Origin of the sequence: Viridibacillus soli (genome assembly GCF_016612995.1) — a bacterium.
GTDB lineage: Bacteria > Bacillota > Bacilli > Bacillales_A > Planococcaceae > Viridibacillus > Viridibacillus soli.
In genome coordinates, this window is sequence record NZ_JAEOAH010000001.1 from 66,848 (window position 1) to 91,643 (window position 24,796).

The following is a 24,796-nucleotide window of genomic DNA, read 5'->3' on the forward strand; positions in this document are numbered from 1 at the left end:
AATGCATGAAGTTTCTATGCACTATTCTAATTTCAAGAGCAATTAAAGAAGTGCTCTATTTTTTGATATTATTTCTTGTCGTCAACTTCAGTGAAGTCTGCATCGACTACGCCGTCATCTTTTTTGTCAGCTGTTGGGCCTTGTTCGCCTTCTGCTGCTTGTTGTTGTTGAGCAGCTTGTTCGTATACTTTCATCACAAGCGGTTGAAGAATGCCTTCTAATTTTTCTTTAGAAGTTTTGATACCTTCAACTTCTCCAACTTCAATTGCTTTTGTAAGCTCTTCTTTTGCATCTTCAACTAATTTTTTCTCGTCTTCAGTAATTTGTTCACCAAGGTCAGTGATTGTTTTATCTACTTGGAATACAAGTTGATCAGCTTCGTTGCGAAGTTCCGCTTCTTCTTTACGTTTTTTATCTTCTTCAGCATGCGCTTCAGCTTCTTTTACCATACGTTCGATATCAGCTTCAGATAATGAGCTATCAGATTGGATAGTAATTGTTTGTTCTTTCTGAGTGCCAAGGTCTTTAGCTTTAACGTTTACGATACCGTTTTTATCAATATCGAAAGTTACTTCGATTTGAGGGATGCCACGTGGTGCAGCTGGGATATCAGAAAGTTGGAAACGACCTAAAGTTTTGTTATCAGCAGCCATTGGACGCTCACCTTGTAATACGTGAATATCTACAGCCGGTTGGTTGTCTGCTGCTGTTGAGAATGTTTGTGATTTTGATGTTGGGATTGTTGTATTACGGTCGATTAATTTAGTGAATACGCCGCCCATTGTTTCGATACCAAGTGATAGTGGAGTTACGTCAAGAAGTACAACGTCTTTCACATCCCCAGTTAATACGCCACCTTGTACAGCAGCACCCATTGCTACTACTTCATCAGGGTTAACACCTTTATGAGGTTCTTTACCTGTTTCTTTTTTCACAGCATCTTGTACTGAAGGTATACGTGTTGAACCACCAACAAGGATTACTTGATCAATTTCTGAAGCAGATAAGCCAGCATCTTTTAACGCTTGACGAGTTGGGATCATAGTACGTTCTACTAGATCAGCAGTGATTTCGTTAAATTTCGCACGTGATAGTGATACTTCTAAGTGTAATGGACCAGCTTCACCAGCAGTGATAAATGGTAGTGAGATTTGAGCTGTAGTTACACCTGATAATTCTTTTTTCGCTTTTTCAGCAGCGTCTTTTAGACGTTGTAAAGCCATTTTATCTTTTCCTAAGTCGATGCCGTTTTCTTTTTTGAATTCAGCTACTAAATAGTCAATAATTTTTTGGTCAAAGTCATCTCCACCAAGAGCGTTATCGCCAGCTGTTGCTTTAACTTCAAATACACCATCACCAAGTTCAAGGATAGATACGTCAAATGTACCACCACCAAGGTCAAATACTAGAACTGTTTGGTCTACATCTGTTTTTTCTAAACCATATGCAAGTGCTGCAGCTGTTGGTTCGTTAATAATACGTTCAACTTCAAGACCAGCGATTTTACCAGCGTCTTTCGTTGCTTGACGTTGTGCATCGTTGAAGTAAGCAGGAACTGTAATAACTGCTTTTGTTACTGTTTCGCCTAAATAGTCTTCAGCATAGTCTTTTAAGTGTTGTAAAATCATTGCTGATACTTGTTGCGGATTATAGTCTGTACCTTCGACATTTACTTTATAATCTGTACCCATATGACGCTTGATCGACATAATTGTGTTTGGATTTGTAATTGATTGACGTTTTGCTACTTCCCCAACTTGACGCTCACCATTTTTGAATGCCACAACTGATGGCGTTGTACGTGCGCCTTCTTTGTTAGCGATTACGATTGGTTCGCCGCCTTCTAAAACTGATACACATGAGTTTGTAGTCCCTAAGTCAATACCGATAATTTTGCTCATTACATTGTCCTCCTAGATTTCATTCATTTTTTCGATTAGAAATTTATTCATTAACTTTAACCATTGCTGGTCGTAGTACACGGTCTTTTAGCTTATACCCTTTTTGTAGCTCTTGTAGGACGATTCCTACTTCTTTTAAATCATCTTGCTCTTGCATAACTGCATGGTGGACGTTTGGATCAAACGTTTCCCCTTCAGTTGCTACAGGTTCTAAGCCTTCTTTTGATGTTGCTTCTATTAGTGAACGGTATACCATCTCAATCCCTTTTTTCATGGATTCGGCATCTTCCGTTTTAGCCTCAACTTGTAAAGCTCGTTCGAAATTGTCTAATACCGGAAGTAAATCCGTTAGCAAATTTTGTGCACGATACTTTTCTTGTGCCACGCGTTCTGTTTGTGTGCGGCGTTTTAGATTGTCATAATCAGCACGTAATCGAAGGTAACGACTTTCTTCTTCATCTAGCTTTAACTCTAGTGCTGAAAGTTCCACTCGTTGTTGTTCTTCAAGTGATAATTCAGGTGTCACTTCAGCTTCTACTGTGCTTTCTTCTTGTACATTTTGTTGTTCTTCAACAACTGTGTTTTCTTCTACAACTTGCTCTTTAAATTCATTTGTTTCAGACACGTTTCATCCTCCTATAATGTCGCTCTCTACCGAAGTTTTTGTGTCAGTTGGCGCGTTAAATCGCCACTCATGAAGTCGAGTAATGCAACGACACGTCGATAATCCATTCTTGTAGGACCAATGATGGCAATTGAACCACTTTGTCCCTCACCTACTGAATAAGATGCAGTGATCACACTGCATTCCTCCATGGCTAAATGGTTGTTTTCAGATCCAATACGGATTTGAATCCCAGCTTGGTTCAAAGGGAAAATCGATTGGATTTGAGTTGTTTTTTCCATTAATTCCATTAACATTCTGACTTTGTTTAAGTCATTGAACTCTGGTTGGTTGAACATATTCGTTTTGCCACCATAGAAGAGTTTACCTTCTGATTGATGTGCTGTCACGTCTATTAATGACGAAAGTAATCCGCCATAAGTCCCGAGATGTTGCTTAATGACTGCTGCAGTTTCAAACTCAAGCTTCATTTGCAGATGCTCAAGTGGTACACCTATCAGCCGTTCATTTAAAATATTTACGACCTTTTCTATATCCGATGGAGAGAAATCCTCCGGTAATGAGAAAATGCGATTCTCTACATGGCCGTTATCTGTCACGATAATAGCAACTGCAGAATCCGCTGTTAATGGTACGATTGAAAATCTTTTTACTTTATGCAGCTGGACATCTGGTCCTAATAATATAGATGTGTAAGACGTCAATTCAGATAAAATCGTAGCGGACTTCCGAATGACTTGTTCAGTTTCCATAATCCGATCTTGGAAAACAGATTGGATTTTGTGAATCTCGTTTGTTGTAATTATTTGAGGCTTAAGCAAATGATCCACATAAAATCTGTAACCTTTTTCAGACGGAACTCGCCCCGATGAAGTATGCGTTTTTTCTAGGAAACCTAGCTCTTCTAAATCCGCCATTTCGTTACGAATGGTAGCTGGACTAAAAGTAATGCCTTCCTTCTTCGAAATTTGTCGAGAGCCAACTGGTTGCGCTGACAATATGAAGTCATCTACGATTACTTGCAATACTTGTAACTGCCGATTTGTTAGCATGATCATCACCTCTGTTAGCACTCACTTAAGAAGAGTGCTAATACTATAATTAACTTATCAAATCTATTATTTTATGTCAACGGAAACGCATGTGTTTAGAGTAAAAATTCTTCAAAAACTTCATTTCCTACGAAGCGGCCTTTTTTCGTTAACTTCACAGCGGCTTCATCGTTTGATAAAAGTCCTGCTGAAACGAGCAATTTAAGCTTTTTACTATACACACTTTCAATTGTACAATTGAATTTAGCTTGAAAATGTTTTTTTGAAATACCAGCTGTTTTACGTAAACCTAAAAACATCTCCTCTTCCATTTTCTCATCTTGTGTTACCACATGTGTTTTAAGGATCGGCTTTTCCCCTGCTTCTAATGAGCTTATATATTTCTTCAATGGTGCATGGTTAGAATAGCGAATGCCATTTACATAGCCATGCGCTCCTGCGCCGAAGCCAGCGTATTCATCATTATCCCAATAAATACGGTTATGAATAGAAGAATGCCCATCTTTGCTGAAATTACTAATTTCGTATTGATGGAAGCCATGCTCCTCCATTTGTTGCATTAATATGTCATACATATCCGCCTCTAAATCTTCACCAGGCAAACTCAATTTCCCCTTGTTCATTAGGTTATAAAAAATTGTTTTTGATTCGACAATAAGAGAGTATGCTGAATAATGAGGAAGATTTAAACCAAATGCCACTTCTAGCGTTGCTTTCCATTCTTCCACCGTTTGACCAGGCAGCCCATACATTAAATCGATGCTAATGTTCGTAAAGCCTACTTTTTTTGCTTCCTTTAACGTTTCAAAAACATGTTCATTTGAATGTGTGCGTCCTAGTTTTTTTAATAACTCTGGTTGGAATGCTTGTACACCGAGGCTTATTCGATTGACGCCACCTTTATAAAGCACTTCTAGTTTTTCTTTCGTTAATTCATCCGGATTTGCCTCTGATGTAAATTCTGTGACATGTTCCATTGGAATATACGTTTTAATCAAAGTTAAAAGGCGTGACAGCTGCGTCGGTGACAAAGATGTCGGAGTGCCACCACCTAAAAAAATAGTTTCTATATGACTGAAAGCCTGCTTGTCCTCAGACCATAACTTCATTTCTGTGCCAAGTGCTTCTATATATTCATCAACTGGCTGGTTTTTAAAAAATACTTTATTGAAATCGCAATAATTGCAAATTTGATGGCAAAATGGAATGTGTATGTAAACGCCTCTAGCCAATTTGATTCCTTCTTTCTTGTAGAGAATTTTTCTGTTCTTGTGAAAATTCACGTTCTAAACATGTAGTTTTATTCTAATGCATTTAGTTCAAAACGCAAAACGATGAAGAATCATCGTTTTTTAGAAATAAAAAAAGTTACAGCGATCGATTGCTCTCACTGTAACTTCTTTAAATTGCTTGTTTATATTCAATAATTTGCGGTTGTATAGTTGGTTGCTCTTGTTTAAATTCATTCAATTTCTCTTGCATATATGCTACACGCGCCTCAAACGCTACAAGACCCGCTTCTATTGTTGCCATTAAGAGATCCAAACGGTCATTTTCATCATGATAATCGATTTGAACTCACTCCTTACTTTTCATTATTCATATTATCACTGTATATACAGTGATAAACAAGCTTATCAAAATTACTGTCATCTGAGAACCTACCAACACATATTTTTGACGAAAAATGTCGAAATATGTCCGAAATGTGTTTCATTAAGATGACCAATTATTATTTACACCTTTATTTATTAAACTAAAAATCCAATAACTTTTAAAGTATGTCGTTTTTCAAATGATTTAACTAATCGCACTTTAATTAAAATGCCATAAAGAACGGATTTAGAGGTACTAATTGCTTTCTTTTTCAGCTTTGCCACAACCTAAGTAAAAAAGGACTTTATAATCATACTATACATTGCAGATTAGGACAAATGTATCTTGCCATTTAAAAAAAAAAAAAACGAAGAGCTTCTTTCGCTCTCCGTTTTTTGCTATGGCAACTATTATTACTAGTCTTCATCCATCTTAAGCACTGCCATGAATGCTTCCTGAGGAACTTCGACTGAGCCTACTAGCTTCATGCGTTTTTTACCTTCTTTTTGTTTGTCTAACAGTTTACGTTTACGAGAGATATCCCCACCGTAACATTTTGCTAGAACGTTTTTACGCATTGCTTTAATTGTTGAACGTGCAACAATTTTTTGTCCGATTGCTGCTTGAATCGGTACTTCGAATTGTTGTCGCGGAATTAATCCTTTTAGTTTTTCAACGATTACTTTACCACGGTCATAAGCAAAGTCGTTATGGACGATAAAACTTAGCGCATCGACTTGTTCACCGTTTAAAAGAATATCCATTTTCATCAATTTAGAAGGTTGGTAGCCGATTAATTCATAATCGAAAGAAGCGTAACCTTTCGTACTTGATTTTAATTGGTCAAAGAAATCATAAACGATTTCCGAAAGTGGAATTTCATAGAAAATACTTACACGAGTTGTATCAATATAATCCATTGTCATAAAGTTACCACGTTTGCGTTGGCAGATTTCCATTACAGCGCCAACATAATCGTTTGGAACCATAATTGTTGCTTTTACATAAGGTTCTTCAATGCGATCGATTTTTTGAGGATCTGGCATCAAGGACGGGTTGTCCACTTTGACTTCAGACTCGTCTGTCATATGCACATTGTAAATTACACTCGGTGCTGTTGTGATCAAATCGATTTTAAATTCACGTTCTATACGCTCTTGAATAATTTCCATATGAAGTAAGCCTAAGAACCCACAACGGAATCCGAAGCCTAATGCTTGAGAAGTTTCAGGTTCGTATTGTAATGCTGAATCGTTCAGCTCTAGTTTTTCTAAAGCATCACGAAGATCATTATATTTTGCTGTATCTATTGGGTATAGACCGCAATATACCATTGGGTTTAATCTACGATAACCCGCAAGTGGCTCTGTTGCAGGATTACTTGCAAATGTAATCGTATCCCCTACGCGCGTATCTCCAACGTTTTTAATAGATGCTGTTAAGAAACCTACATCGCCGACAGTTAATTCTTTACATAGTGTTGGCTTCGGTGTTGACACTCCAACTTCAATTACTTCGAATTCTTTACCAGTTGCCATCATGCGAATTTTATCGCCTGCTTTGACTGTTCCTTCCATCACTCGGATGTATGTAATTACACCACGATAAGAATCATATAAAGAGTCGAAAATTAACGCTTTTAGTGGTGCTTCAGGATCACCGGTTGGCGCTGGCACTTTCTCAACAATTTGTTCTAGAATGTCTTCTATACCAATACCTGCTTTTGCAGAAGCAAGTACAGCTTCAGATGCATCTAAACCGATGACATCCTCTACTTCTTGACGTACACGTTCTGGATCTGCTGAAGGCAAGTCGATTTTATTAATAACAGGAAGAATTTCAAGATCATTATCTAATGCTAGATAAACGTTCGCAAGTGTTTGTGCTTCGATGCCTTGTGCAGCATCGACAACTAAAATAGCACCTTCACAAGCTGCAAGACTACGAGACACTTCATAAGTAAAATCGACGTGTCCAGGTGTGTCGATTAAATGAAATGTATAAATCTCTCCATCTTTTGCTTGGTAATGCAGCTGTACAGCATTTAATTTGATTGTAATTCCACGTTCTCTTTCTAAATCCATTGAATCTAGAAGTTGATTTTTCATTTCACGGGAAGATAAGCTTTTTGTTGTTTCCAAAATACGGTCTGCTAATGTTGATTTCCCGTGGTCAATATGAGCAATTATGGAGAAATTTCTAATATTTTTTTGGCGTTTCAAACGTTCTTCTCTGTTCATGCGTGTCCACTCCTATATAAACTATTTTGAATTATAGCAGTGAACAGCTATTTTATGCAATATTATGATGATTTTTCATTTGGAAAAGCTTCCGCAATTGCTCTTGCTAAAACGGCAATGGTGCGATTTAATTCATCTTCGGTATTATCAACTCCACCTAGTTCAACTACTAGCAGTTTTTTCGAAAGATCTTGGTTGTATATTCCATTTACACCAGAACCTTCTTTTTTCATAACACCTCTTGAGATATTTGGGACGAGTTTATTTAAATGCATGGATAGTTGCTCGGCGTAGGCTTCATTAAATTTGTACTGTTTATTTTCACCACCAACAACTATAGCGATTCGTGCGTACTTTTCGTCGTTCAAGGTTGTTGTTGTGGCTTTTTTACCTGCTGAATCACGATGGATGTCAAGTACTAAATCATATTCTTTTTTTTCTAATTGTTTTTTCACATACGGCCTTACAGCGGCGTACGCTTTATAAAGCGCTATATTTTTCTTCTGCATTTCTGTCATCGTGTCCACTTCTAAAATGTCAGTTGAGAGATCGTTTTGTTTAAAATGGGCTTGGATGATTGAAGCAAGTTGGAAAACATTCGTTGCGTCATGATAGGCTGTTATTTTCTTATTTTGGCTTTTCAAGATAGGATAGTAAGCTTCATGGGAATGCGTGAAATATAGTAGCGTTTGAAATGAAGCGTCATTATTACCTATTAAAGCCTTTTTCTCAGTGGCTGTATTGGCTGCATAAACTATTTTAGTATCTTGTTTTGATGCTGGCGTTGCCTCTTGCTGTGGCCAGATTGGTAGCTTCACGGTAATAATTGGAAGCATAAAGAAAAAGCATAAAAGACCAATCCACATTTGCATTTTCCGTCGCATCTAACATCCCCTCCTCCTATTACTGTATGGAGGAGGACAGATGATTAGAACATTTTACGTACTTTCAATCCACTCTGTTAATGTATCGGAAATCAGATATGCGTAGTTGTGCACCCACTCATCGATGTTTTTCGGCGTTACAAATAACCGATCATGTCCAACGAGAGACTCTTCAAAGAGCTGTAGACGCTCTTCTTTTGGCCAAGTCGACCATTCACCAAAAATCGGCTTCAACACGTCTAGGCTCATGTTAGACGTATCTGAGGGCCGCCATGGTGTAACCGACAAAGCGGATGATGGACTGTTTTTTTCATGAATTTTAGCCGCAATTGATTTGAAGAGCGTATCGACAGCATCTGCAATAAGGACTGGACCATCAACAACAGTTGGTAATCCGATAGCCGTTACAGGACAACCAATTGTTTCTTTTGAAATTTCTAAGCGCATATTGCCTACACCAGAGCCAGGATGAATACCTGTATCCGTCATTTGAATCGTTTTACAAAGGCGATTACTCGCTCTTGTTGCAAGTGCATCAATAACGATGACTAGTGCGGGTTTGATTTGCTCCGCTAATGCTTTTATAAAAGAACTCGTTTCGTAGCCTGTCTGCCCAGTCACACCTGGTGCATAAATAATACAGCGCTCTTGGATTGGCTTCACACTATTTTGCAGCTCATCAATGGTAAGGGGGCCAACTGCGTCTGGCGTGATTGTTTTATTTCCTAACCCAATGATGAGCACTTTATTGTCTGTATTACCTTTGATATAAGGATGGAGTGTTGTTAATTCCTCAGCAAGAACTTTCCCAAGCTGCTTGAAACCATCCTCATCGTCTGTTGTTAATGTTGGAATTGTTAAAGTATAATAAGTACCTTGCTTCTTACCGATTTCCTCTGCCCCATTTGAATTGACATCTACACGCGTAATTTTCACACGTTGCCGATCTTCTTCTAACACTTTTATTCCTGATGCATCGTGCAATTTTTCTCTTTGTTCTTTAGTCCTATGATTAATAAATTCTTCCGTCTCATCTAGTAAATCTGTACGATACCAATTGTTTTTTTCCAAACTAATCACCTCACCTTTTATTTTGGTCCAACTGTCAAGTAAATATTCTTTGCATTTCAAGCTTGATTTTTATTTTATGATTTGCTAAAATGATGACTGTTGTATAGACACTCGAAACAGTTGAGAATTTACTCATCTCGATCCTTTTTAGGAGGTGAAAGTTAATGCCAAATATTAAATCTGCTATCAAACGCGTAAAAACTAACGCAAAAGTTAATGCACAAAATTCGCAAGTGAAATCTGCTATGCGTACTGCTGTGAAAAAAGCTGAAACTGCTTTAGTTGCTAAAGAAGAGAACGCAAAAGAACTTTTAAGCGTTGCTGTTAAATCATTAGATAAAGCAGCATCTAAAGGCTTAATCCACAAAAACGCAGCTTCTCGTCAAAAAGCTCGTTTAATGAAAAAAGCTTAATCCTATATGGATTCAAAGGGACTAGAGATCATTCTCTAGTCTTTTTTTGTATTTAAATTATTTTTCTAAAATGAAAAAAGCACCCACAACTGTGAATGCTTTCCCCTTAAATTGGTCTCATCATAAATAATTCTAAATAACGTTCTCGTCGCCCACTCATCGTTTTTAACTTATAATCGACTTCACTCAAACCAAATAATACTTTTAATAGGCTGTCCTCTGAAATTTTCCGACGATCCTCAACAATCCGTTTCACACGGTAAGGATTAACCTTTAGATGTTTTGCAATTTGCTGCGAATGATAGCCTTTGGTTAGTAAATAATAAACATTAGACATTAAGCGAATTTGCGATGCAAGTAATGCTACAAGTGCAATTGGCTCCTGTTTTTGACGAATAAGATCGTGATAAATTGTTAGTGCCTCAGAGACATCATGGCGTAAATAAGCATTCAGCATTTTAAAAGCATCCTGCTCAAGCGTTTTTGCTACCATTTCCTCAACTAAAGCTAGTGTAATTGCATCCTCTTCACCTAAGTATAAGCTCAACTTTTCAATTTCAGATTGCAGATGGAGCATATCCATCCCTACAAGCTCAATTAATTTACCAACAGCCTCTTGATCAATCACCTTCTGTTGCTGGCTCACTTCATTTTGCACCCATACAGTTAGATCCTGCTCTTTCGGTGTTTCAGCAAGCATATAAACAGCGCGTTCCTTCATCAGCTTCGTTACTTTTTTACGCTCATCTAACTTTTCATATGGTGCGATGAAAATTGTAATAGATGTGTCTGACGGATGATCCAGCCATTTTTCTAATCGTTTTAAGTCATGGTCGATTTTCTCTTTGCCTTTTTCTGTTGCTTTTAAAAACGATGTGTTTTTAGCTATGATTAATTTTCGACTTGAGAAGAATGGTATTGTATCCGATTCATCGATCACAAAGTCAATTGGTGACTCATCCAAATCGATTGTGATTGTTTCGATTTCACCCTCTTCTTCAAGCTTTGTTTTAATGCGTCGAATCGTTTCATCTATAAAATAAGATTCTAAGCCAGCAAGTAAATAGACAGGCTGTAAATCACCTTTTTTGATATTTTTCCATAATGTTGAAAACATAGTCTCACCTCAAATTGACATTGCTTATAGTATACCGTATTTTTTTCAATCTGTGAGTTTGAACAATCTGTGTCATTATAGTGCTGGCCTCTATTTTTGCCTTTTCGATATAGCTTTTTCAATAGTGTTACCGTATAATTAAAAAGAATTAGGAGGGGTAGCAATGAATCCATTTGAAGAAAATGTACAATCAAAGCGTAACGACGCAATCGACTCTGGTATAGGTTTTGGCGTATCATTCGTGTTTTTCGCACTTATGTTCATCATTGCAACTGTTATCGATTACGCAGCTCTTTAAAATAGAGTAAAAAAGACATTGTCAATTTGACGATGTCTTTTTCTGTTTAGAGAGATTAATCGTTTTAAACACCATAAACCCGCCCTTTGTGATACTTACCTCGATTGTTCCCACTTCTGCAGTATTTAAGGTTGGTAGCTGTAATTCCTGAATTCTCGCGACAACATCTTTATTCGGATGACCATAGCGATTATTCAGTCCTGTTGAAAATATAGATAAAGTTGGTTGTACTAGTTTCAAAAAAGGCTCTGAGGAAGACGTTTTACTACCATGATGTCCAACTTTCAATATATCTATATTCGTAATAGCTTGTGTTTGATTTTTCACCAAATTCAACTCACCCGGCTCTTCTAGATCCCCTGTGAACAGTGCTTGAAAACCAGCATGCTGTAATAGTAAAACAAGGGAATCATTATTTCCTTCATACACTGAATCTGTTGGAGATAAATATGTCAATATTGTATCCTCTTTCACCCAACGTTTTCCTGCCATTTGTTCACGAATCGGGATGCGCTCTTTTTTCGCGATTTCTACAATATCTTGCATGACCGACTTTTGCCAAGAGTTTGGTGATATATGAATTTCCTTGACACGCACCTCTTCCATTACTTCTTCAGCACCTTCAACATGATCCGCATCCGCATGAGTCAATATAAGCGTATCTACAGCCCGTATACCGCTTCCTTTTAAATAAGGGACAACAACTCTCCGCCCTACTTCATAAGGCTTGCTAGACTCCTTCCATGCGTCCTGATTGAATCGTAACAATCCTCCCGTATCAATAACATACACTGTCTTTCGAAGGGGTAATTCAATAATGGCACAATCTCCTTGTCCGACACTTAAAAAAGTAATCTTCAAATCGCGATGCCAAGAAGGACTTTCATGAATGAAAAATACCGGTAACAAAAGTGATACAGCGATGAGTAGCCAATGCCTCTTCTGTTCAATTTGAATTAGCACCACAATGACACTAGCGAATGCAAATAGTAGAAGCCATATTGAAGGCCTTCCCGGCGTCCACATTTGATAAGGTATTGCCTGTAACCACATAATAACTCCAGACAATAATTCACGTGCCGGCTCATAAACAAAGAAACAATACCTCGCTAATGGACTTGCAACATAAGTTAGTAGTAATAACAATAAATTCGCCGGTAACACGAAAAATGAAAATACCGGTACGAAAAAAATATTCGCGATAAAAGACGATAAGCTTATTTCAAAAAAATGATAGAGCAATAAAGGATAAACTAAGAGCTGACAAACAAATGTAATCGCAAATGATTGCTGCCACCAATTTTTGGCATGTGAAAATAATTTTCCTGAAAAAATTAATGACACCGTTGCCAAATAAGATAGCTGGAAGCCAATTTGAAATACTACACTTGGTTGCAATAATACGAAACCGATAAAACTAATTGCCAATGCATCATCAATTGCTAAGCGATTGGATACAATCCGACTAATCATCACGAGCTCCACAACTGATACCGCCCGCCAGACAGACGGTGCACCTCCAGCTACGCAAGCATATATGGGCAGTGCAATCATAATCACCACTGTCGCATGTTCTCTGCGTATATGTAACCTTAGCAGCAATTCATACACGAGCATCGAAATGAGCGCAACATGCAAGCCTGAGATAGCAAATAGATGTGTTATACCAAGTTTCTGATAAGCTCGCTCGACATCCATATCGACATTTTCACGTTCACCAATGATCAATGCCTGTGCTTCAGCTACTAAACTATCTGGAAAAGTCTCTTCAATATGCTTTTTCACTTTAAATCGTTGCTCTGCAAAAAAGGCAGCTAATGATTTCTCCTTTTTTACATAATGAAAACTCTTTACTTCAAAAATTCCTTGGGCACCATTATTATCGATATATTTCCCCATGGAGAAAGCATAGCGGTGCGCAGGCATTTCAGGTGCAACTAACTCACCAGTCACGCGAAAAACTGTGCCGCTTAAGGGTTGTTCTTTAAATTTATCCTTCTGTTGTTCAGATTGGAATGTACAAACAATATATACCTTTTGACCATTTGATAATTGCGCAAAACCTCTGAGCTTCTGGCCATTTATCGTATATTTATCGGTCCAAGTAATGTTCATTTCATTTGGGATAGAGGTCGTTCTTGCTGATAAAGTATGCGAGAAATAACTATAAGAGGAGAGGGTTAGGATGATTACACAAAGGATCATCCAATTTTTTTCTTTCTTGAAATATAGCCAAACACTATAGGGGATTAGTATAAAGAGTAGCTTTACCGATTCATGCGCAGCAATCGTGGCAAGTAAAATCGGCAAAGCAAAGTAAATCATTTTATGTTGGAAACTTCTTTGCCAAATAACTCCTTCACCTTCTCTTCAAATGGAGCCAACTCCTCATCTGAAGCACCGCTGTCACGTAGTTTATTTAATAATTCAACGTACAGCGCCATTTTCTCATTGCTTAAAAAGTCAATTTTACGTTCATCAAATGGAACATGTACAAGATTAACGCCAGCTTGCTTAAACAATTCAATAGCATATTCATTATTTTTGTAATCCGTTGCATAAAACAAATTATGAATACCTGATTGAATGATAGACTTTGTACACGGTAAACAAGGGAAATGCGTCACATATAAGTCAGCCCCGTTTGTTGGTGTTCCGTATTTTGCACATTGCAATAATGCGTTAGTTTCTGCATGCACTGTGCGTACACAATGATTGTCTACAACGTAGCACCCTTTATCGATACAATGGTCGTCTCCAGAAATCGAGCCGTTATATCCACCTGCAATAATACGTTTATCGCGTACGATTGTCGCTCCAACAGCTAATCTTGTACATGTACTTCTTAATGCTAATAAATGGCTTTGTGCCATGAAAAATTGATCCCACGTAATACGCTCCATATGAAATGCCTCCTGAATAAATCGTTCTACTATAAATTTAGCCACAATCCATTACAACCGTCAATGCATCATTTATTGAACGGTTATATAATCGCGTAAATTTTCAAACGTTTTATCGCCAATTCCTGTGACATTTTTAATATCCTCTATCGTTTTAAACGGACCGCTGTCATCACGATAGCTTAAAATCGCTTTTGCCTTTGCAGGACCTACTCCATTTAAAGTCATTAGTGCTGCTTCATCAGCCGTATTTAAATTCACCTTATCAGGCTGACCGCCAGCTGATAAGGTTGGATTTGCCCCTGCAGATTGCGTTGATGGGACTGATGCCGTTTGCTGAACATTTGCGATTGCTTGCATTTCAGATGGTTCTTCACCGATTTTAGGCACATAAATGACCATTTCATCTTGCAAACGTTGGGCATGATTAATGCCGACTGATTCGGCATTTTTGGCGTAGCCCCCAGCAAGTAAAATCGCATCAATAACACGGCTCTCTGCAGATAATGAATAGACGCCTGGATTTTTGACTGCACCTTTAACATCCACAATGATCGATGTATCCGCGACGATGCCTTGTCCTTCCTGCTGCTCTATATTTGGCTGTTCATTCGTTTTTGTTTCTTCTGGGATTGTTTCGAATATGTCGGTTTGGGGAGGGGCCGACGATTTTTGGGAGAAGTAGAAATAAAAAAAGCACGACAAAATCACGATCCCTGGGAGGAGATACTTTTTGCCATACTGCTTTAAAAAAGAAGGAATTAGTCCGCACCATCCTTTCTTTTCAGAAGGCATAACATACGAAGCTAATTCCACTATATAATATTTTCCAATATTTGAAAAGAGTTTATTTTACAACATGGAAGAATAATCGTTCTGACCCTGCTGTTGGTGCCTCTGCTGTATAATCTGCTGTAATTGTAATTGTAGAAAATCCAGCATCACGCAGCCAAGTCATGTATTGTTCTACCGGGAATGTACGCTGATAATGATACTCTTCAAAACGTTCGAAAAGTTGCTCATCTGCTTGTACATAAAACGTCATATCATGGTGTACAGAATGAGGAGCTTCTCCCATCTCCGTATCCCATATATACGTAATTTCCCCGTCATCATACGTAAATGGACCATCTAAGAAAATAGTATCCATTTTGAATAATGAGTGCACATCAAAGAATAAATGACCACCATCACAAAGTGCTGCATAAATACTCTTAAATGTAGCAATAACAGCCGCCTCATCCTCTAAATAATTTAGTGAATCAATCGGAATCGTCACAACATTTAAATCTGAAAATCCATCTAGCTCGTCCATCGATTGACAAAATAATGGTATAGCCAGTTTTTCTTCTGTAAAGCGTCCACTTGCAATAGCTAGCATTTCTTCAGATATATCAACACCACTAACAGCATATCCTTGATGTGTAAATTTAGTAGCCATCACACCCGTGCCACATCCTACATCCAATAACTTCGGAAAAGAACTGCTCGGGGCATTCTTCACTACCCAATCTACATAAGCGTCGTACGGAATATCCGTCATTAATGCATCGTATACTTCGGCAAAACGTTGATAGCTACTCATTACTCTTCAACATCAACGAATGGAGCATCTCCCCATAAACGTTCCAAGTTGTAAAAATTACGTTCATCGCGGTGGAAAACATGTGCCACAACATCGCCCATATCTACTAATATCCAGCGTGCTGAGTCAAAGCCTTCTAATCGATTCACTTCATAGCCCTCTTTATGCGCTACATCTACCATTTCACGCGCAATTGCTTGTACTTGACGATCAGAATTGGCATGACAAACGATGAAATAATCTGCTAATGGTGAAACGCCTTGCATATTCATTACGACGATATCCTCCGCACGTTTGTCGTCTGCCGCTTTATATGCAAGTTGTAATAAAGTTTTAGTCATTCTTTCACTTGTCCTCTCTTTAACATCAAATCATTATAACATTTGAATGAATCCGGATATACCGGCTGATTTTTACTTATTAAAAATGTGATGGAATGGCGGACACATCTAATCATCACTTCATTTAAATCGTCAACCTTAGCAGCTGCTCGTAAGTCAGCTACACCAGGGTATCTGCGATTCGGTTCAATCATATCCGCAATATAAATAATCTTTTCTAAATCGCTCATCGCTTTACGCCCTGTTGTATGGAAACGGATGGCATTTAGTATGTCTTGATCTCGTACATCAAATTCTTTTTTCGCAACATAAGCTCCCACTGGCGCATGCCACAGTTCATGATGATACTTTAATAGAGTTGGATTCATCTTTTTCTTGATGATTTTCTTTTCCATCCAATCTCTGTCAGCATATTTACATGAATCATGCAAGATGGCTGCAATTTCTGCTTTCTTCGGATCGCTCCCAAAGCGTTCTGCCAATGCAATTGCAGTGTCTGTAACACCAATTGTATGGATATAACGTTTTTCAGGCATACGGTCTTTCATCGCTAATAATAAGTTACTGCGTTCCATATAACCCTTCCTCTCGTATATACTGTTCAACTTCTGTTGGTACTAAAAAAGTCACCGTTCGATCCGCCTGCATACGCTCGCGAATCAAAGTGGACGATAAGTCAATAAGTGGCGCCGCTATCATCTGCACAGGCAGTGTCGTTTCTGCTTTCGTATGAGGACGATTGACACCAACGAACTTCACAAGTTCCATTAGCTCATCAATTTTATACCAGCTGTCAAGCATATCAATCATATCTCCACCGATAATAAAATAAAATTCGCAGTCAGGTTCTCTTGTTGTAAGGTTCTTCATCGTTTCATACGTATAAGAAATACCGCCGCTCTCTATTTCATAAGGCTCAAGCTTAAAATGCGTATACGGATTGATAGACAGCTCTGTCATTTTCTTACGGTCGGCCGTCGTCGCATCGTCAGGCGTCAGCTTATGAGGTGGGATGGCATTGGGCATGAACCTTACTTCATCAAGCCCAAGAGCATCATATACTTCATTTGCCATCATCAAATGACCATTATGTGGTGGATTAAACGTGCCACCTAATAGACCAATTTTTCGCATATAACCAAATCCTTATTTCGATTTTGGTAGTTCAATACGCTTGTTTTCACGAGATTCTTTATATAACACAACTGTTAAACCGATTAGTTGCACAAGTTCTGCACGAGCACCTTTTGCTAATGCTACTGATACATCATGCTTATCTTCTTCACAGTTATCTAAAATTCTTACTTTAATTAGTTCACGCACTTCAAGCGCTTCTCTAATATGTTTAATTAATGCGTCATTTACTCCGCCTTTACCTACTTGGAAAATTGGATTTAAATGGTGTGCTTCTGCACGTAAAAAACGTTTTTGTTTACCTGTTAACATGTCTTCCTCCTAATTGCTCCGTTAATGACTTCTTCATAGAAGTCGTATTTGGGAACTGCCCTAGCCAATGATTGAATGCTAAAGCACCTTGGTGTACGAACATACCCAATCCCGTCACCACGATTGCTCCCCGCTGTTTCGATGCCTGCAAAAATGGCGTCATTAATGGATTATACACAATATCCGCCACAATTGCTTTAGTTCTGAGCTGATCTAGTTCAAATGGTAGTTGTAATGTGCCATTTTTTAAACCAGCTGGTGTTGTTTGAATTAAAATATCATAATCACCTAAAGTTATTTCTGCTTCCTTCAGTGATATTGCTTTTGCCTGACCGCCAAGCTCTGTACAAATTTGTTCTGCATTTGCTACAGTACGATTTGCAATCGTAATGGAATGATATCCTGTATGCTGCAGAGCAAAGGCAATGCCTCTTGCTGCCCCGCCAGCACCGATTAATAACACATTACCATCACGATGCGCGTCACCAATTGCTTCCTCAAGTGAGCGGACAAAGCCGAGGCCATCTGTATTATAGCCTTTCAGCTTGCCATCAGCTTGTCTCACAACCGTATTCACTGCACCCATTCTCTCGGCCATAACATCTATCTCATCTAAAAACGGAATGATAGCCGTTTTATGTGGAATCGTCACGTTCCAGCCACTTGCCCCAAGCAATTGCAAAGACTTTATAGCTTCTTCTAATTGCTCAGGTAGCACGTGAATGGGTAAGTACGATGAATCTAAATTTTCTTCTGAAAACCACTGATTATGCATAGTTGGAGACATCGAATGCTCGATCGGATCTCCAATAACCGCAAACCATTTTTTCATGTAAAATCCTCCTAAATAAGAGATGGACGAACTTGAACTTCCACACCTTTAGGAGCATATGCCGCAATGACAACATTTGCATCTTGAATTGTAATCCAACCTAAACCAGAAAAGACAATGTCTGTTTTCGCTTCTTTAATCGAGAATTCATAACGTACTAGTTCCGGCAATTGATCGATATACTTTTCAGAAGGTGGTGCTAATAATTCACCTCTATGGTTTTCATATAAGTCATCCGCATTTTCTAATTTTGTACGATGAATCTGTAAGTCATTCGCAATATGAACAGTGAAAGCAGAGCGTTCCCCTTGAATGAAATCAAAGCGCGCTAATGCTCCTACAAATAATGTTTGACCTGAATTCAATTGGAATACTTTCGGTTTAATTTCTTTTTTCGGCATAATATATTTAAGTTCAGACGGGTCTAAATAATGTGCCATTTGATGATGATTGATAATCCCTGGTGTATCGAAGATTGCCTTGCCATCTTCTAAAGGAATTTCAATCATATCTAAAGTCGTTCCAGGGAAATAAGAGGTCGTAATAACTTCTTTTTCGCCTGTAGCCTGTTTAATAATGCGGTTGATGAAAGTTGATTTTCCAACATTCGTACAGCCGACAACGTAGACATCTTGTCCACGACGATATTCGTCAATTGCAGCCATCGCTTCTTGCATACCCATACCTTTATGCGCACTAACAAGCATGACATCAATCGGTTTTAAGCCTAGTTTTTTTGCTTCTAGCTTCAGCCAGTTAATAACTTTTTGTTTTTTCACTGACTTCGGTAATAAATCTGCTTTGTTGGCAATTAATAATACTGGGTTATTGCCTACAAAGCGGTGTAAGCCTGGTAGCCAGCTTCCGTTGAAATCGAAAATATCAACAATTTTAACGATTAGGCCATTTTGCTGTCCTAAACCGTTTAAAATACGTAAGAAATCATCATCAGTTAGTGAAACTGGTTGTAACTCGTTGTAATTTTTTAAACGGAAACATCGTTGGCAGATGATATTTTCCTTTTCTAAAGATGAAGCCGGTGCATAACCTGGCGCTTTTGAATCGTCCGTTTGAATTGTTGTTCCACAGCCGATACAATTTAGCATTTCATTCATTTATTTATTCCTCCCAAGTTTTGACACCTTGTTTTTTCAAATTATGAAAGACACGTCTTTCGACCATGCGATTAAAGCGTGTGACAAAGCCGTCTGATTGCGCAACTGGCTTGACTAAAATGGTGTGTACGTGAATACGATTTCCACCAAGTACATCTGTTAGCATTTGATCGCCTACCATGATGACTTCTTGTGGTTTCAGATTCAACTCCATTAGCGCTTGCTTGAATCCTTTACTTAATGGTTTACGCGCTTTGCAAATATAAGGTAGCTCTAGTGGATCAGCAAATGCTTTCACACGAAGCTCGCCATTATTCGATACGATCATCACTTTGATACCCGCATCACGGATTGTTTTTAGCCACTCAATAAGTTTCTCCGTTGCATCTGGGCGGTCCCATTCGACAAGCGTATTATCTAAATCTGTAATAATTCCGCGAACACCAAGCTGCTTTAGTTTGTCAGGCGTAATTTGATAAACCGATGTGACAAATTCTTTTGGCATTAAAAAGTTATACAAATCATGTTCCCCTTATCTATCATAGTCACCGTCATTGTAATGATTACTCACCACAATAGACGTATACCTCTATAATTTACTTTAACGATTATAACATATGTGCGAATGCTTCTCCCACACGAACGCGTCCATCCTTCACAACATTTTCAAGGAACTTAGCACAGTCCTTTTCAAAAAGCATAACTACGGTCGAACCGAAAGTGAAATAACCTACTTCCTCACCCTTTTCCCAGGTTGTCGACGTATTCGTCAATTGGATTGAATTGACGAACATTGCTCCTACTTTTATGACGTCACAATGAGCACCATTCACCGTTTCTAGCTCTGTAATACTACGGTAATTGCCTGAAATCGGCTTATTACCGTACATAAGTCCTGTACCATTTACCGGATACGACCTTGCACCAAGTGTATACTGACGGATCACTTTACCATCAATAGGACTATGAATGCGATGATAATCAGCTGGACTTAAGTAAAATACGATAAACTGGCCATTTTCAAACGTTTTCGCATGTTCTTCTTTACCTAATAAGTCGACTAAATCATATGTTTTTCCTTTAACGAAAAATGACGTATTATTTTCAATTGCTCCAAAGGATTCAATTTTAGCATCAACAGGACTTACATAAACGGATGCGTCCTTGTCAAAAGGTCTTGCTTCAGATGATAGCTTTCGTGTAAAAAAATCATGCAAACTCGTAAAAGATTGTATATTTCTTGAAACCTCAGCTGTCTTAATATCGTATATATCAATATAGGACGGAATTATCTTCTTACTTATAGTAGATGTTGTAAAGCGTTTTAAAAGTACCGACGACCACTTGCCATTCGTCAGTTCAATCGCTTTTTGATAAAGTTTTTCTTTCATAATGCTTTGTCCCCCATTCCAAAAAAGATTTACGTAACTATATAAAAGAAGTATAATGTTCTAATACTGAATAACAAAGGAGTGTTGTCCATTGTTCTTACTTCACAAAGTGGATACCACAGTTAAAAAAATGAAATCACATTTAGCAAACTTAATCACTATTGGCAATCTATCTTTTGGTGGTGCGTCGATTATGGCTACCATCAATGAATCATATAATTACAGTGTGTTATTTATTTTTATAGCTGCCCTATTAGATCGCTACGATGGCAAAGTAGCACGAAAATATAACCAGGAATCAGAGTTAGGCAAACAACTCGACTCGATGAGTGATATTATATCATTCGGCGTTGCTCCTGCGTTATTAATGTATAAAATGGTATTAATTCAATTCGGCGCAGTTGGAATGGTTGTGACCGTCATGTACATGGCTTGCGGTGCATTCAGACTTGCTCGTTTCAACATTACAGAATCAAATGGCTTTTTCACCGGTCTGCCAATTACAGCAGCAGGTGCTCTCTTAACGGCATCATTCTTTTTTATCTCTACTCTATCAACGGTATTCTATATGTTTTTGTTCCCGATTTTATCTATTTTAATGATAAGTAATTTCTCATTGAAAAAAGTTTAATGAAATCCACTGAAGCGACCAAGTAATTTGGTCGTTTTTTTTGCGTACTTAGACAACCACAAGCTGTCATATATTGATGAACGATGACAGAAAGGATGTCTTAAAATGAGTGCACTATTAACTGCCATCATCCAGATGTGGATGGAGCTTCCCGTAATCGTCGGCTATTTGAAAGGTCAGGCGTTCCCTCAACCCTTCTCGAAGGAAGAAGAGGCCCTTTGTTTGGAACGCTATTTAGCAGGCGATGAACAAGCGAAACTCGAGCTTGTCGAACGTAATATGCGCCTTGTTGCCCATGTCGTGAAAAAATTCCACCCGAAACACGAACAGCTCGATGATTATATTTCCATCGGGACTATTGGTTTAATGAAGGCTGTTAGTAGCTTCACGCCGGATAAAAAGACACGATTAGCTACTTATGCCGCACGTTGTATTGAAAATGAAATCTTAATGTTTCTGAGAGCTCAGAAGAAAGTACAAAAGGATGTTTCTTTATTCGAACCGATTGGTACTGATAAAGATGGTAACGCATTAGAAATTACAGATCTACTGCAAAGTGATGAACCTCCAACTGATGTGATAATTGAACAACAGGAAGAAGAGCAACATTTATACAGACATCTCGATAAATTAGATGAAAGAGAGCTTGAAATTATCCAAAACCGTTACGGACTCGGCACTTTTGAACCGCTGACTCAAAAAGAGATTGCCAAAAAGTTGAGCATTTCTAGAAGCTATGTTTCTCGTATTGAAAAACGTGCATTAATCAAGCTCTATCAATATTTTAAACATGAAAAAAACTCCCTCTGAGACGCATCTCAGAGAGAGCTTATTTGTAATCCATGCTAGTCAGACGTTTCAGCTGTAATAATTAAACTAGCTAGCGCTGTGATTATCATTGCACCTGCCATTAAAAATACCATGTCAAATCCCCCTAACATCCCTAGAATAGTGTGTAGCATCCCTACTCCTATTTTACCATTTGGATATTACATTAGATAAGATGATATATGTACAACTTCCGTCAAATAATAGGCAAAACTGTGAACGTTTATAATTTTGAAATGACGCGTAAGACAATTTCAGTTGAGTGCTTGGCTGCGACAGGTAAAAATTCATCAAAGCTAATATTAGATTGTTTTCCAGCAATATCAGATAATGCACGGATTACAACGAATGGCGTACCGAATTGGTAGCAAACTTGCGCTACAGCTGCCGCTTCCATCTCTGCTGCCTTCATTTGTGGGAAATAGCTTCTCACAAGCTCTACACGTTCAGGATCGTTCATAAATGAATCTGCTGTTGCAATTAGGCCCGTTGCATATTGATGCTCTCCAAGCTCTTCTACAGCCTCTTCAGCTACTTTACGAAGTAAGTCATCAGCTTTAAAAGCTGCAGGCAATTGAGGTACTTGGCCCATTTCATAACCAAAAATAGTCGCATCTACGTCGTGGTGACGTACTTCATCAGAAATGACCACTGCTCCTACTTCTAAGTTTTCATCAAAGCCACCCGCTGAACCTGTGTTAATCACGACTTCTGGTTTGAATTGATGTAAAAGAATTGTAGTAGACATCCCTGCATTTACTTTACCGATTCCACTTTTAAGTAAAATAACATCATGTCCTTTATATGTACCTGTTGTATATTCACTATTTGCAATTGTTGTTGCAGATGTATTTTCAAGTGTTGCACGAAGTAGTTCTACTTCTTCTTCCATTGCACCGATTACTGCGATTTTCATGTTTTTCCGCCTTTCTTTTTTCGACACTTCTATAAACATAAACAAAAGGCGTCCATCCGTCAAGATTTTGGATGGACGCTTTTGTTTTTTCTAGAAAATCATTTTCAATTAATAATGTATGGTTAATAAGCACCGGTTAATGTATTTAATACTTCCATTTTCGTTGGTTTCCAACCTTTGTTTTTAACCCATTTCATATTCACTCGGTATTTATCTTTTTTATCATTTGAAGAAACGATACCGATTGCTGTATCAGGGCTACCACCATTTTTAATATACCAAACAATCATATCATTCTCAGCTAAGCCTGTTGTTGTAGAAAGCGTTGTAATTTTCTCTTTCCAGTCAGTTGAGTTTTTGTCATAGTTGGAATTATGAGCACCTTCAGAATCCTTTTGCGCAGTTGCAGTTGGCTTCCAATTAGAGTCTTTAATGACTTCTTTGACAACAGGATCTTTTGAAGATTCTTTTTCTGCTGTTGCGCTATTTGTTTTATCTTCTGATGAAGTTGAGTTATTGTTCGAAGATGCATCGCTGTTTGTTTGCGTTTTATCTTCCGAATCTACAATCGCTGAGTCACCTTTGTTCTCTTCAGTAGTAGTTTCATCTGCATCATTTATATCTTCATCGTCATCCTTTTTATCTTCTTCAGTAACAACCGGTTCTTCCGGTTCTTCCTGTTCTTCAGGCTCTTCAGTGTCTTCTTCAGCCGGTTTCTGTGTTACCGTTGTTTCTGGTTGCTTTGTAATATTTTCTTTTGCACTATCGTTATCATCTGATTTACCACCTATAATAATCATTGCCGCAACAACGAGTATAAGAAGTACAACGACACCTATTAGTCCATTTAGTACTTTATCCATTTTTTTCTTTTTACCTTGTGGTCGATTAGGTTGTGGGTTGTATCGACGTTTAGTATCAGCCATTTTGATTCCCCCTAGTAAACTCTCTATTGTCTATATCCTACCATGAATTGTTTCATTGCCCCAAGCAAAAAAAGGCTCATCCACTTAGAATAAGCCTTTTTGCATAATCATTTTATTTAATTGTAATAATACGTACGTCCATGTCTCCACCTGGTGTAGAAACTTTTAACTCTTCACCGACTTTACGGCCTAGTAGACCTTTAGCGATTGGTGAGTCATTTGAAATCAAACCTTCTACTGGATCTGCTTCTGCAGAACCAACGATTGTGTATGTTTCTTCATCACCATCAGGAAGTTCTAAAAATGTAACCGTTTTTCCAAGTGCTACAAAATCATTGCTTAACTGATCATCAGTGATGATTACAGCGTTACGAATCATTGCTTCAAGAGTTGTGATACGGCCTTCAACGAAACCTTGTTCGTCTTTAGCTGCATCGTACTCAGAGTTTTCGGAAAGGTCACCGAAGCTACGAGCAATCTTAATACGCTCTACGACCTCTTTACGTTTCGTTGAGATTAGGTATTCTATTTCGTCTTGTAATTTCTGCTTACCCGCAGCAGTCATAGGGTATTGTTTTTCATTTGACAAAGTATTTCACTCCTTAGATAATTCACTACTTAATAAAAATACTATGCCGCTACTTAAGAAAGAATGCGACATAGTTTGTATGAAAATATTGCCAAT

General features: G+C 38.1%; 28 protein-coding genes. 4 read left to right on the forward strand and 24 right to left on the reverse strand.

Annotated features, from left to right (window positions below):
• Positions 1 to 68 precede the first annotated feature (68 nt).
• The 8 genes from dnaK to gpr all read right to left on the reverse strand — a co-directional run bounded on the left by dnaK (position 69) and on the right by gpr (position 9,369).
• The gene (dnaK, locus tag JFL43_RS00330) at positions 69 to 1,901 is read right to left on the reverse strand and encodes a molecular chaperone DnaK (protein WP_200747478.1); all 1,833 of its coding nucleotides are present in this window, start codon (positions 1,899 to 1,901) and stop codon (positions 69 to 71) included.
• A gap of 43 nt (positions 1,902 to 1,944) precedes the next feature.
• Complete coding sequence (gene grpE, locus JFL43_RS00335) at positions 1,945 to 2,526, reverse strand: nucleotide exchange factor GrpE (protein ID WP_200747479.1); 582 nt, start codon at positions 2,524 to 2,526, stop codon at positions 1,945 to 1,947.
• 26 nt (positions 2,527 to 2,552) lie between these two features.
• Positions 2,553 to 3,578, reverse strand: a complete 1,026-nt coding sequence (gene hrcA / locus JFL43_RS00340) for a heat-inducible transcriptional repressor HrcA (protein ID WP_100794306.1) — start codon at positions 3,576 to 3,578, stop codon at positions 2,553 to 2,555.
• A 95-nt stretch (positions 3,579 to 3,673) separates the two neighbouring features.
• Complete coding sequence (hemW, locus tag JFL43_RS00345; RefSeq protein WP_200747480.1) at positions 3,674 to 4,810, reverse strand: radical SAM family heme chaperone HemW; 1,137 nt, start codon at positions 4,808 to 4,810, stop codon at positions 3,674 to 3,676.
• 169 nt (positions 4,811 to 4,979) lie between these two features.
• A complete protein-coding gene (locus tag JFL43_RS22930; RefSeq protein ID WP_267907739.1) occupies positions 4,980 to 5,111 on the reverse strand; it encodes a hypothetical protein in 132 nt (43 codons plus the stop codon).
• A gap of 479 nt (positions 5,112 to 5,590) precedes the next feature.
• Positions 5,591 to 7,414, reverse strand: coding sequence for a translation elongation factor 4 (gene lepA, locus JFL43_RS00350; protein WP_100794308.1), 1,824 nt, complete (start codon positions 7,412 to 7,414; stop codon positions 5,591 to 5,593).
• A 62-nt stretch (positions 7,415 to 7,476) separates the two neighbouring features.
• The gene (spoIIP, locus tag JFL43_RS00355) at positions 7,477 to 8,298 is read right to left on the reverse strand and encodes a stage II sporulation protein P (RefSeq protein WP_200747481.1); all 822 of its coding nucleotides are present in this window, start codon (positions 8,296 to 8,298) and stop codon (positions 7,477 to 7,479) included.
• A gap of 54 nt (positions 8,299 to 8,352) precedes the next feature.
• Positions 8,353 to 9,369 (reverse strand): GPR endopeptidase, encoded by a 1,017-nt coding sequence (gpr, locus tag JFL43_RS00360; RefSeq protein ID WP_100794310.1) that lies wholly within the window; start codon positions 9,367 to 9,369, stop codon positions 8,353 to 8,355.
• A 164-nt stretch (positions 9,370 to 9,533) separates the two neighbouring features.
• On the opposite strand from gpr, the gene rpsT reads away from it, so the two are divergent.
• Positions 9,534 to 9,782 (forward strand): 30S ribosomal protein S20, encoded by a 249-nt coding sequence (gene rpsT / locus JFL43_RS00365; RefSeq protein ID WP_100794311.1) that lies wholly within the window; start codon positions 9,534 to 9,536, stop codon positions 9,780 to 9,782.
• Positions 9,783 to 9,888: 106 nt separating this feature from the next.
• Here rpsT and holA read toward each other — a convergent pair whose 3' ends face one another.
• Entirely contained in the window at positions 9,889 to 10,899 is a 1,011-nt protein-coding gene (gene holA / locus JFL43_RS00370) for a DNA polymerase III subunit delta (RefSeq protein WP_200747482.1), read from the reverse strand.
• Between the two features lie 163 nt (positions 10,900 to 11,062).
• Between holA and JFL43_RS00375 the strand changes: the two genes are divergently transcribed.
• Entirely contained in the window at positions 11,063 to 11,197 is a 135-nt protein-coding gene (locus JFL43_RS00375) for a YqzM family protein (protein ID WP_100794313.1), read from the forward strand.
• A 21-nt stretch (positions 11,198 to 11,218) separates the two neighbouring features.
• On the opposite strand, the gene JFL43_RS00380 is transcribed toward JFL43_RS00375, so the two are convergent.
• The 12 genes from JFL43_RS00380 to JFL43_RS00435 all read right to left on the reverse strand — a co-directional run bounded on the left by JFL43_RS00380 (position 11,219) and on the right by JFL43_RS00435 (position 20,810).
• Positions 11,219 to 13,522, reverse strand: a complete 2,304-nt coding sequence (locus JFL43_RS00380) for a DNA internalization-related competence protein ComEC/Rec2 (protein ID WP_200747483.1) — start codon at positions 13,520 to 13,522, stop codon at positions 11,219 to 11,221.
• On the reverse strand, positions 13,519 to 14,100 hold the full coding sequence (locus tag JFL43_RS00385; RefSeq protein ID WP_200747484.1) for a ComE operon protein 2: 582 nt from the start codon (positions 14,098 to 14,100) through the stop codon (positions 13,519 to 13,521). The genes JFL43_RS00380 and JFL43_RS00385 overlap by 4 nt, the downstream gene beginning before the upstream one ends.
• A 72-nt stretch (positions 14,101 to 14,172) precedes the next feature.
• Entirely contained in the window at positions 14,173 to 14,811 is a 639-nt protein-coding gene (locus JFL43_RS00390) for a helix-hairpin-helix domain-containing protein (protein ID WP_325166618.1), read from the reverse strand.
• A gap of 136 nt (positions 14,812 to 14,947) precedes the next feature.
• Positions 14,948 to 15,685: a class I SAM-dependent DNA methyltransferase gene (locus JFL43_RS00395; protein WP_200747485.1), complete on the reverse strand. Its 738-nt coding sequence runs from the start codon at positions 15,683 to 15,685 to the stop codon at positions 14,948 to 14,950.
• On the reverse strand, positions 15,685 to 16,026 hold the full coding sequence (gene rsfS / locus JFL43_RS00400; protein ID WP_100794317.1) for a ribosome silencing factor: 342 nt from the start codon (positions 16,024 to 16,026) through the stop codon (positions 15,685 to 15,687). The genes JFL43_RS00395 and rsfS overlap by 1 nt, the downstream gene beginning before the upstream one ends.
• A complete protein-coding gene (gene yqeK, locus JFL43_RS00405) occupies positions 16,023 to 16,601 on the reverse strand; it encodes a bis(5'-nucleosyl)-tetraphosphatase (symmetrical) YqeK (protein ID WP_200747486.1) in 579 nt (192 codons plus the stop codon). The genes rsfS and yqeK overlap by 4 nt, the downstream gene beginning before the upstream one ends.
• Positions 16,588 to 17,160, reverse strand: coding sequence for a nicotinate-nucleotide adenylyltransferase (locus JFL43_RS00410; RefSeq protein ID WP_100794319.1), 573 nt, complete (start codon positions 17,158 to 17,160; stop codon positions 16,588 to 16,590). The genes yqeK and JFL43_RS00410 overlap by 14 nt, the downstream gene beginning before the upstream one ends.
• Positions 17,161 to 17,172: 12 nt before the next feature.
• Positions 17,173 to 17,472: a ribosome assembly RNA-binding protein YhbY gene (gene yhbY / locus JFL43_RS00415; protein ID WP_100794320.1), complete on the reverse strand. Its 300-nt coding sequence runs from the start codon at positions 17,470 to 17,472 to the stop codon at positions 17,173 to 17,175.
• The gene (gene aroE, locus JFL43_RS00420; RefSeq protein WP_200747487.1) at positions 17,459 to 18,304 is read right to left on the reverse strand and encodes a shikimate dehydrogenase; all 846 of its coding nucleotides are present in this window, start codon (positions 18,302 to 18,304) and stop codon (positions 17,459 to 17,461) included. Before aroE ends, yhbY begins: the two co-directional genes overlap by 14 nt.
• 11 nt (positions 18,305 to 18,315) lie before the next feature.
• Positions 18,316 to 19,419: a ribosome biogenesis GTPase YqeH gene (gene yqeH, locus JFL43_RS00425; protein ID WP_100794322.1), complete on the reverse strand. Its 1,104-nt coding sequence runs from the start codon at positions 19,417 to 19,419 to the stop codon at positions 18,316 to 18,318.
• Positions 19,420 to 19,423: 4 nt separating this feature from the next.
• The gene (locus tag JFL43_RS00430; protein WP_198517946.1) at positions 19,424 to 19,924 is read right to left on the reverse strand and encodes a YqeG family HAD IIIA-type phosphatase; all 501 of its coding nucleotides are present in this window, start codon (positions 19,922 to 19,924) and stop codon (positions 19,424 to 19,426) included.
• Positions 19,925 to 20,027: 103 nt separating this feature from the next.
• Positions 20,028 to 20,810 (reverse strand): phosphatidylserine decarboxylase, encoded by a 783-nt coding sequence (locus JFL43_RS00435; protein WP_200747488.1) that lies wholly within the window; start codon positions 20,808 to 20,810, stop codon positions 20,028 to 20,030.
• Positions 20,811 to 20,901: 91 nt separating this feature from the next.
• On the opposite strand from JFL43_RS00435, the gene pssA reads away from it, so the two are divergent.
• Both pssA and sigK read left to right on the forward strand, forming a co-directional pair.
• Positions 20,902 to 21,441 carry a CDP-diacylglycerol--serine O-phosphatidyltransferase gene (gene pssA, locus JFL43_RS00440; protein WP_200747489.1) on the forward strand — a complete coding sequence of 180 codons (540 nt, stop codon included), beginning with the start codon at positions 20,902 to 20,904 and terminating at the stop codon, positions 21,439 to 21,441.
• A gap of 105 nt (positions 21,442 to 21,546) precedes the next feature.
• A complete protein-coding gene (sigK, locus tag JFL43_RS00445) occupies positions 21,547 to 22,251 on the forward strand; it encodes an RNA polymerase sporulation sigma factor SigK (RefSeq protein WP_100794326.1) in 705 nt (234 codons plus the stop codon).
• A 241-nt stretch (positions 22,252 to 22,492) separates the two neighbouring features.
• Here sigK and mtnN read toward each other — a convergent pair whose 3' ends face one another.
• The 3 genes from mtnN to greA all read right to left on the reverse strand — a co-directional run bounded on the left by mtnN (position 22,493) and on the right by greA (position 24,700).
• On the reverse strand, positions 22,493 to 23,185 hold the full coding sequence (gene mtnN / locus JFL43_RS00450) for a 5'-methylthioadenosine/S-adenosylhomocysteine nucleosidase (protein WP_200747490.1): 693 nt from the start codon (positions 23,183 to 23,185) through the stop codon (positions 22,493 to 22,495).
• A 122-nt stretch (positions 23,186 to 23,307) separates the two neighbouring features.
• Positions 23,308 to 24,111, reverse strand: a complete 804-nt coding sequence (locus JFL43_RS00455) for a YrrS family protein (protein ID WP_200747491.1) — start codon at positions 24,109 to 24,111, stop codon at positions 23,308 to 23,310.
• Positions 24,112 to 24,223: 112 nt separating this feature from the next.
• The gene (gene greA / locus JFL43_RS00460; RefSeq protein ID WP_100794328.1) at positions 24,224 to 24,700 is read right to left on the reverse strand and encodes a transcription elongation factor GreA; all 477 of its coding nucleotides are present in this window, start codon (positions 24,698 to 24,700) and stop codon (positions 24,224 to 24,226) included.
• Positions 24,701 to 24,796: the final 96 nt, after the last annotated feature.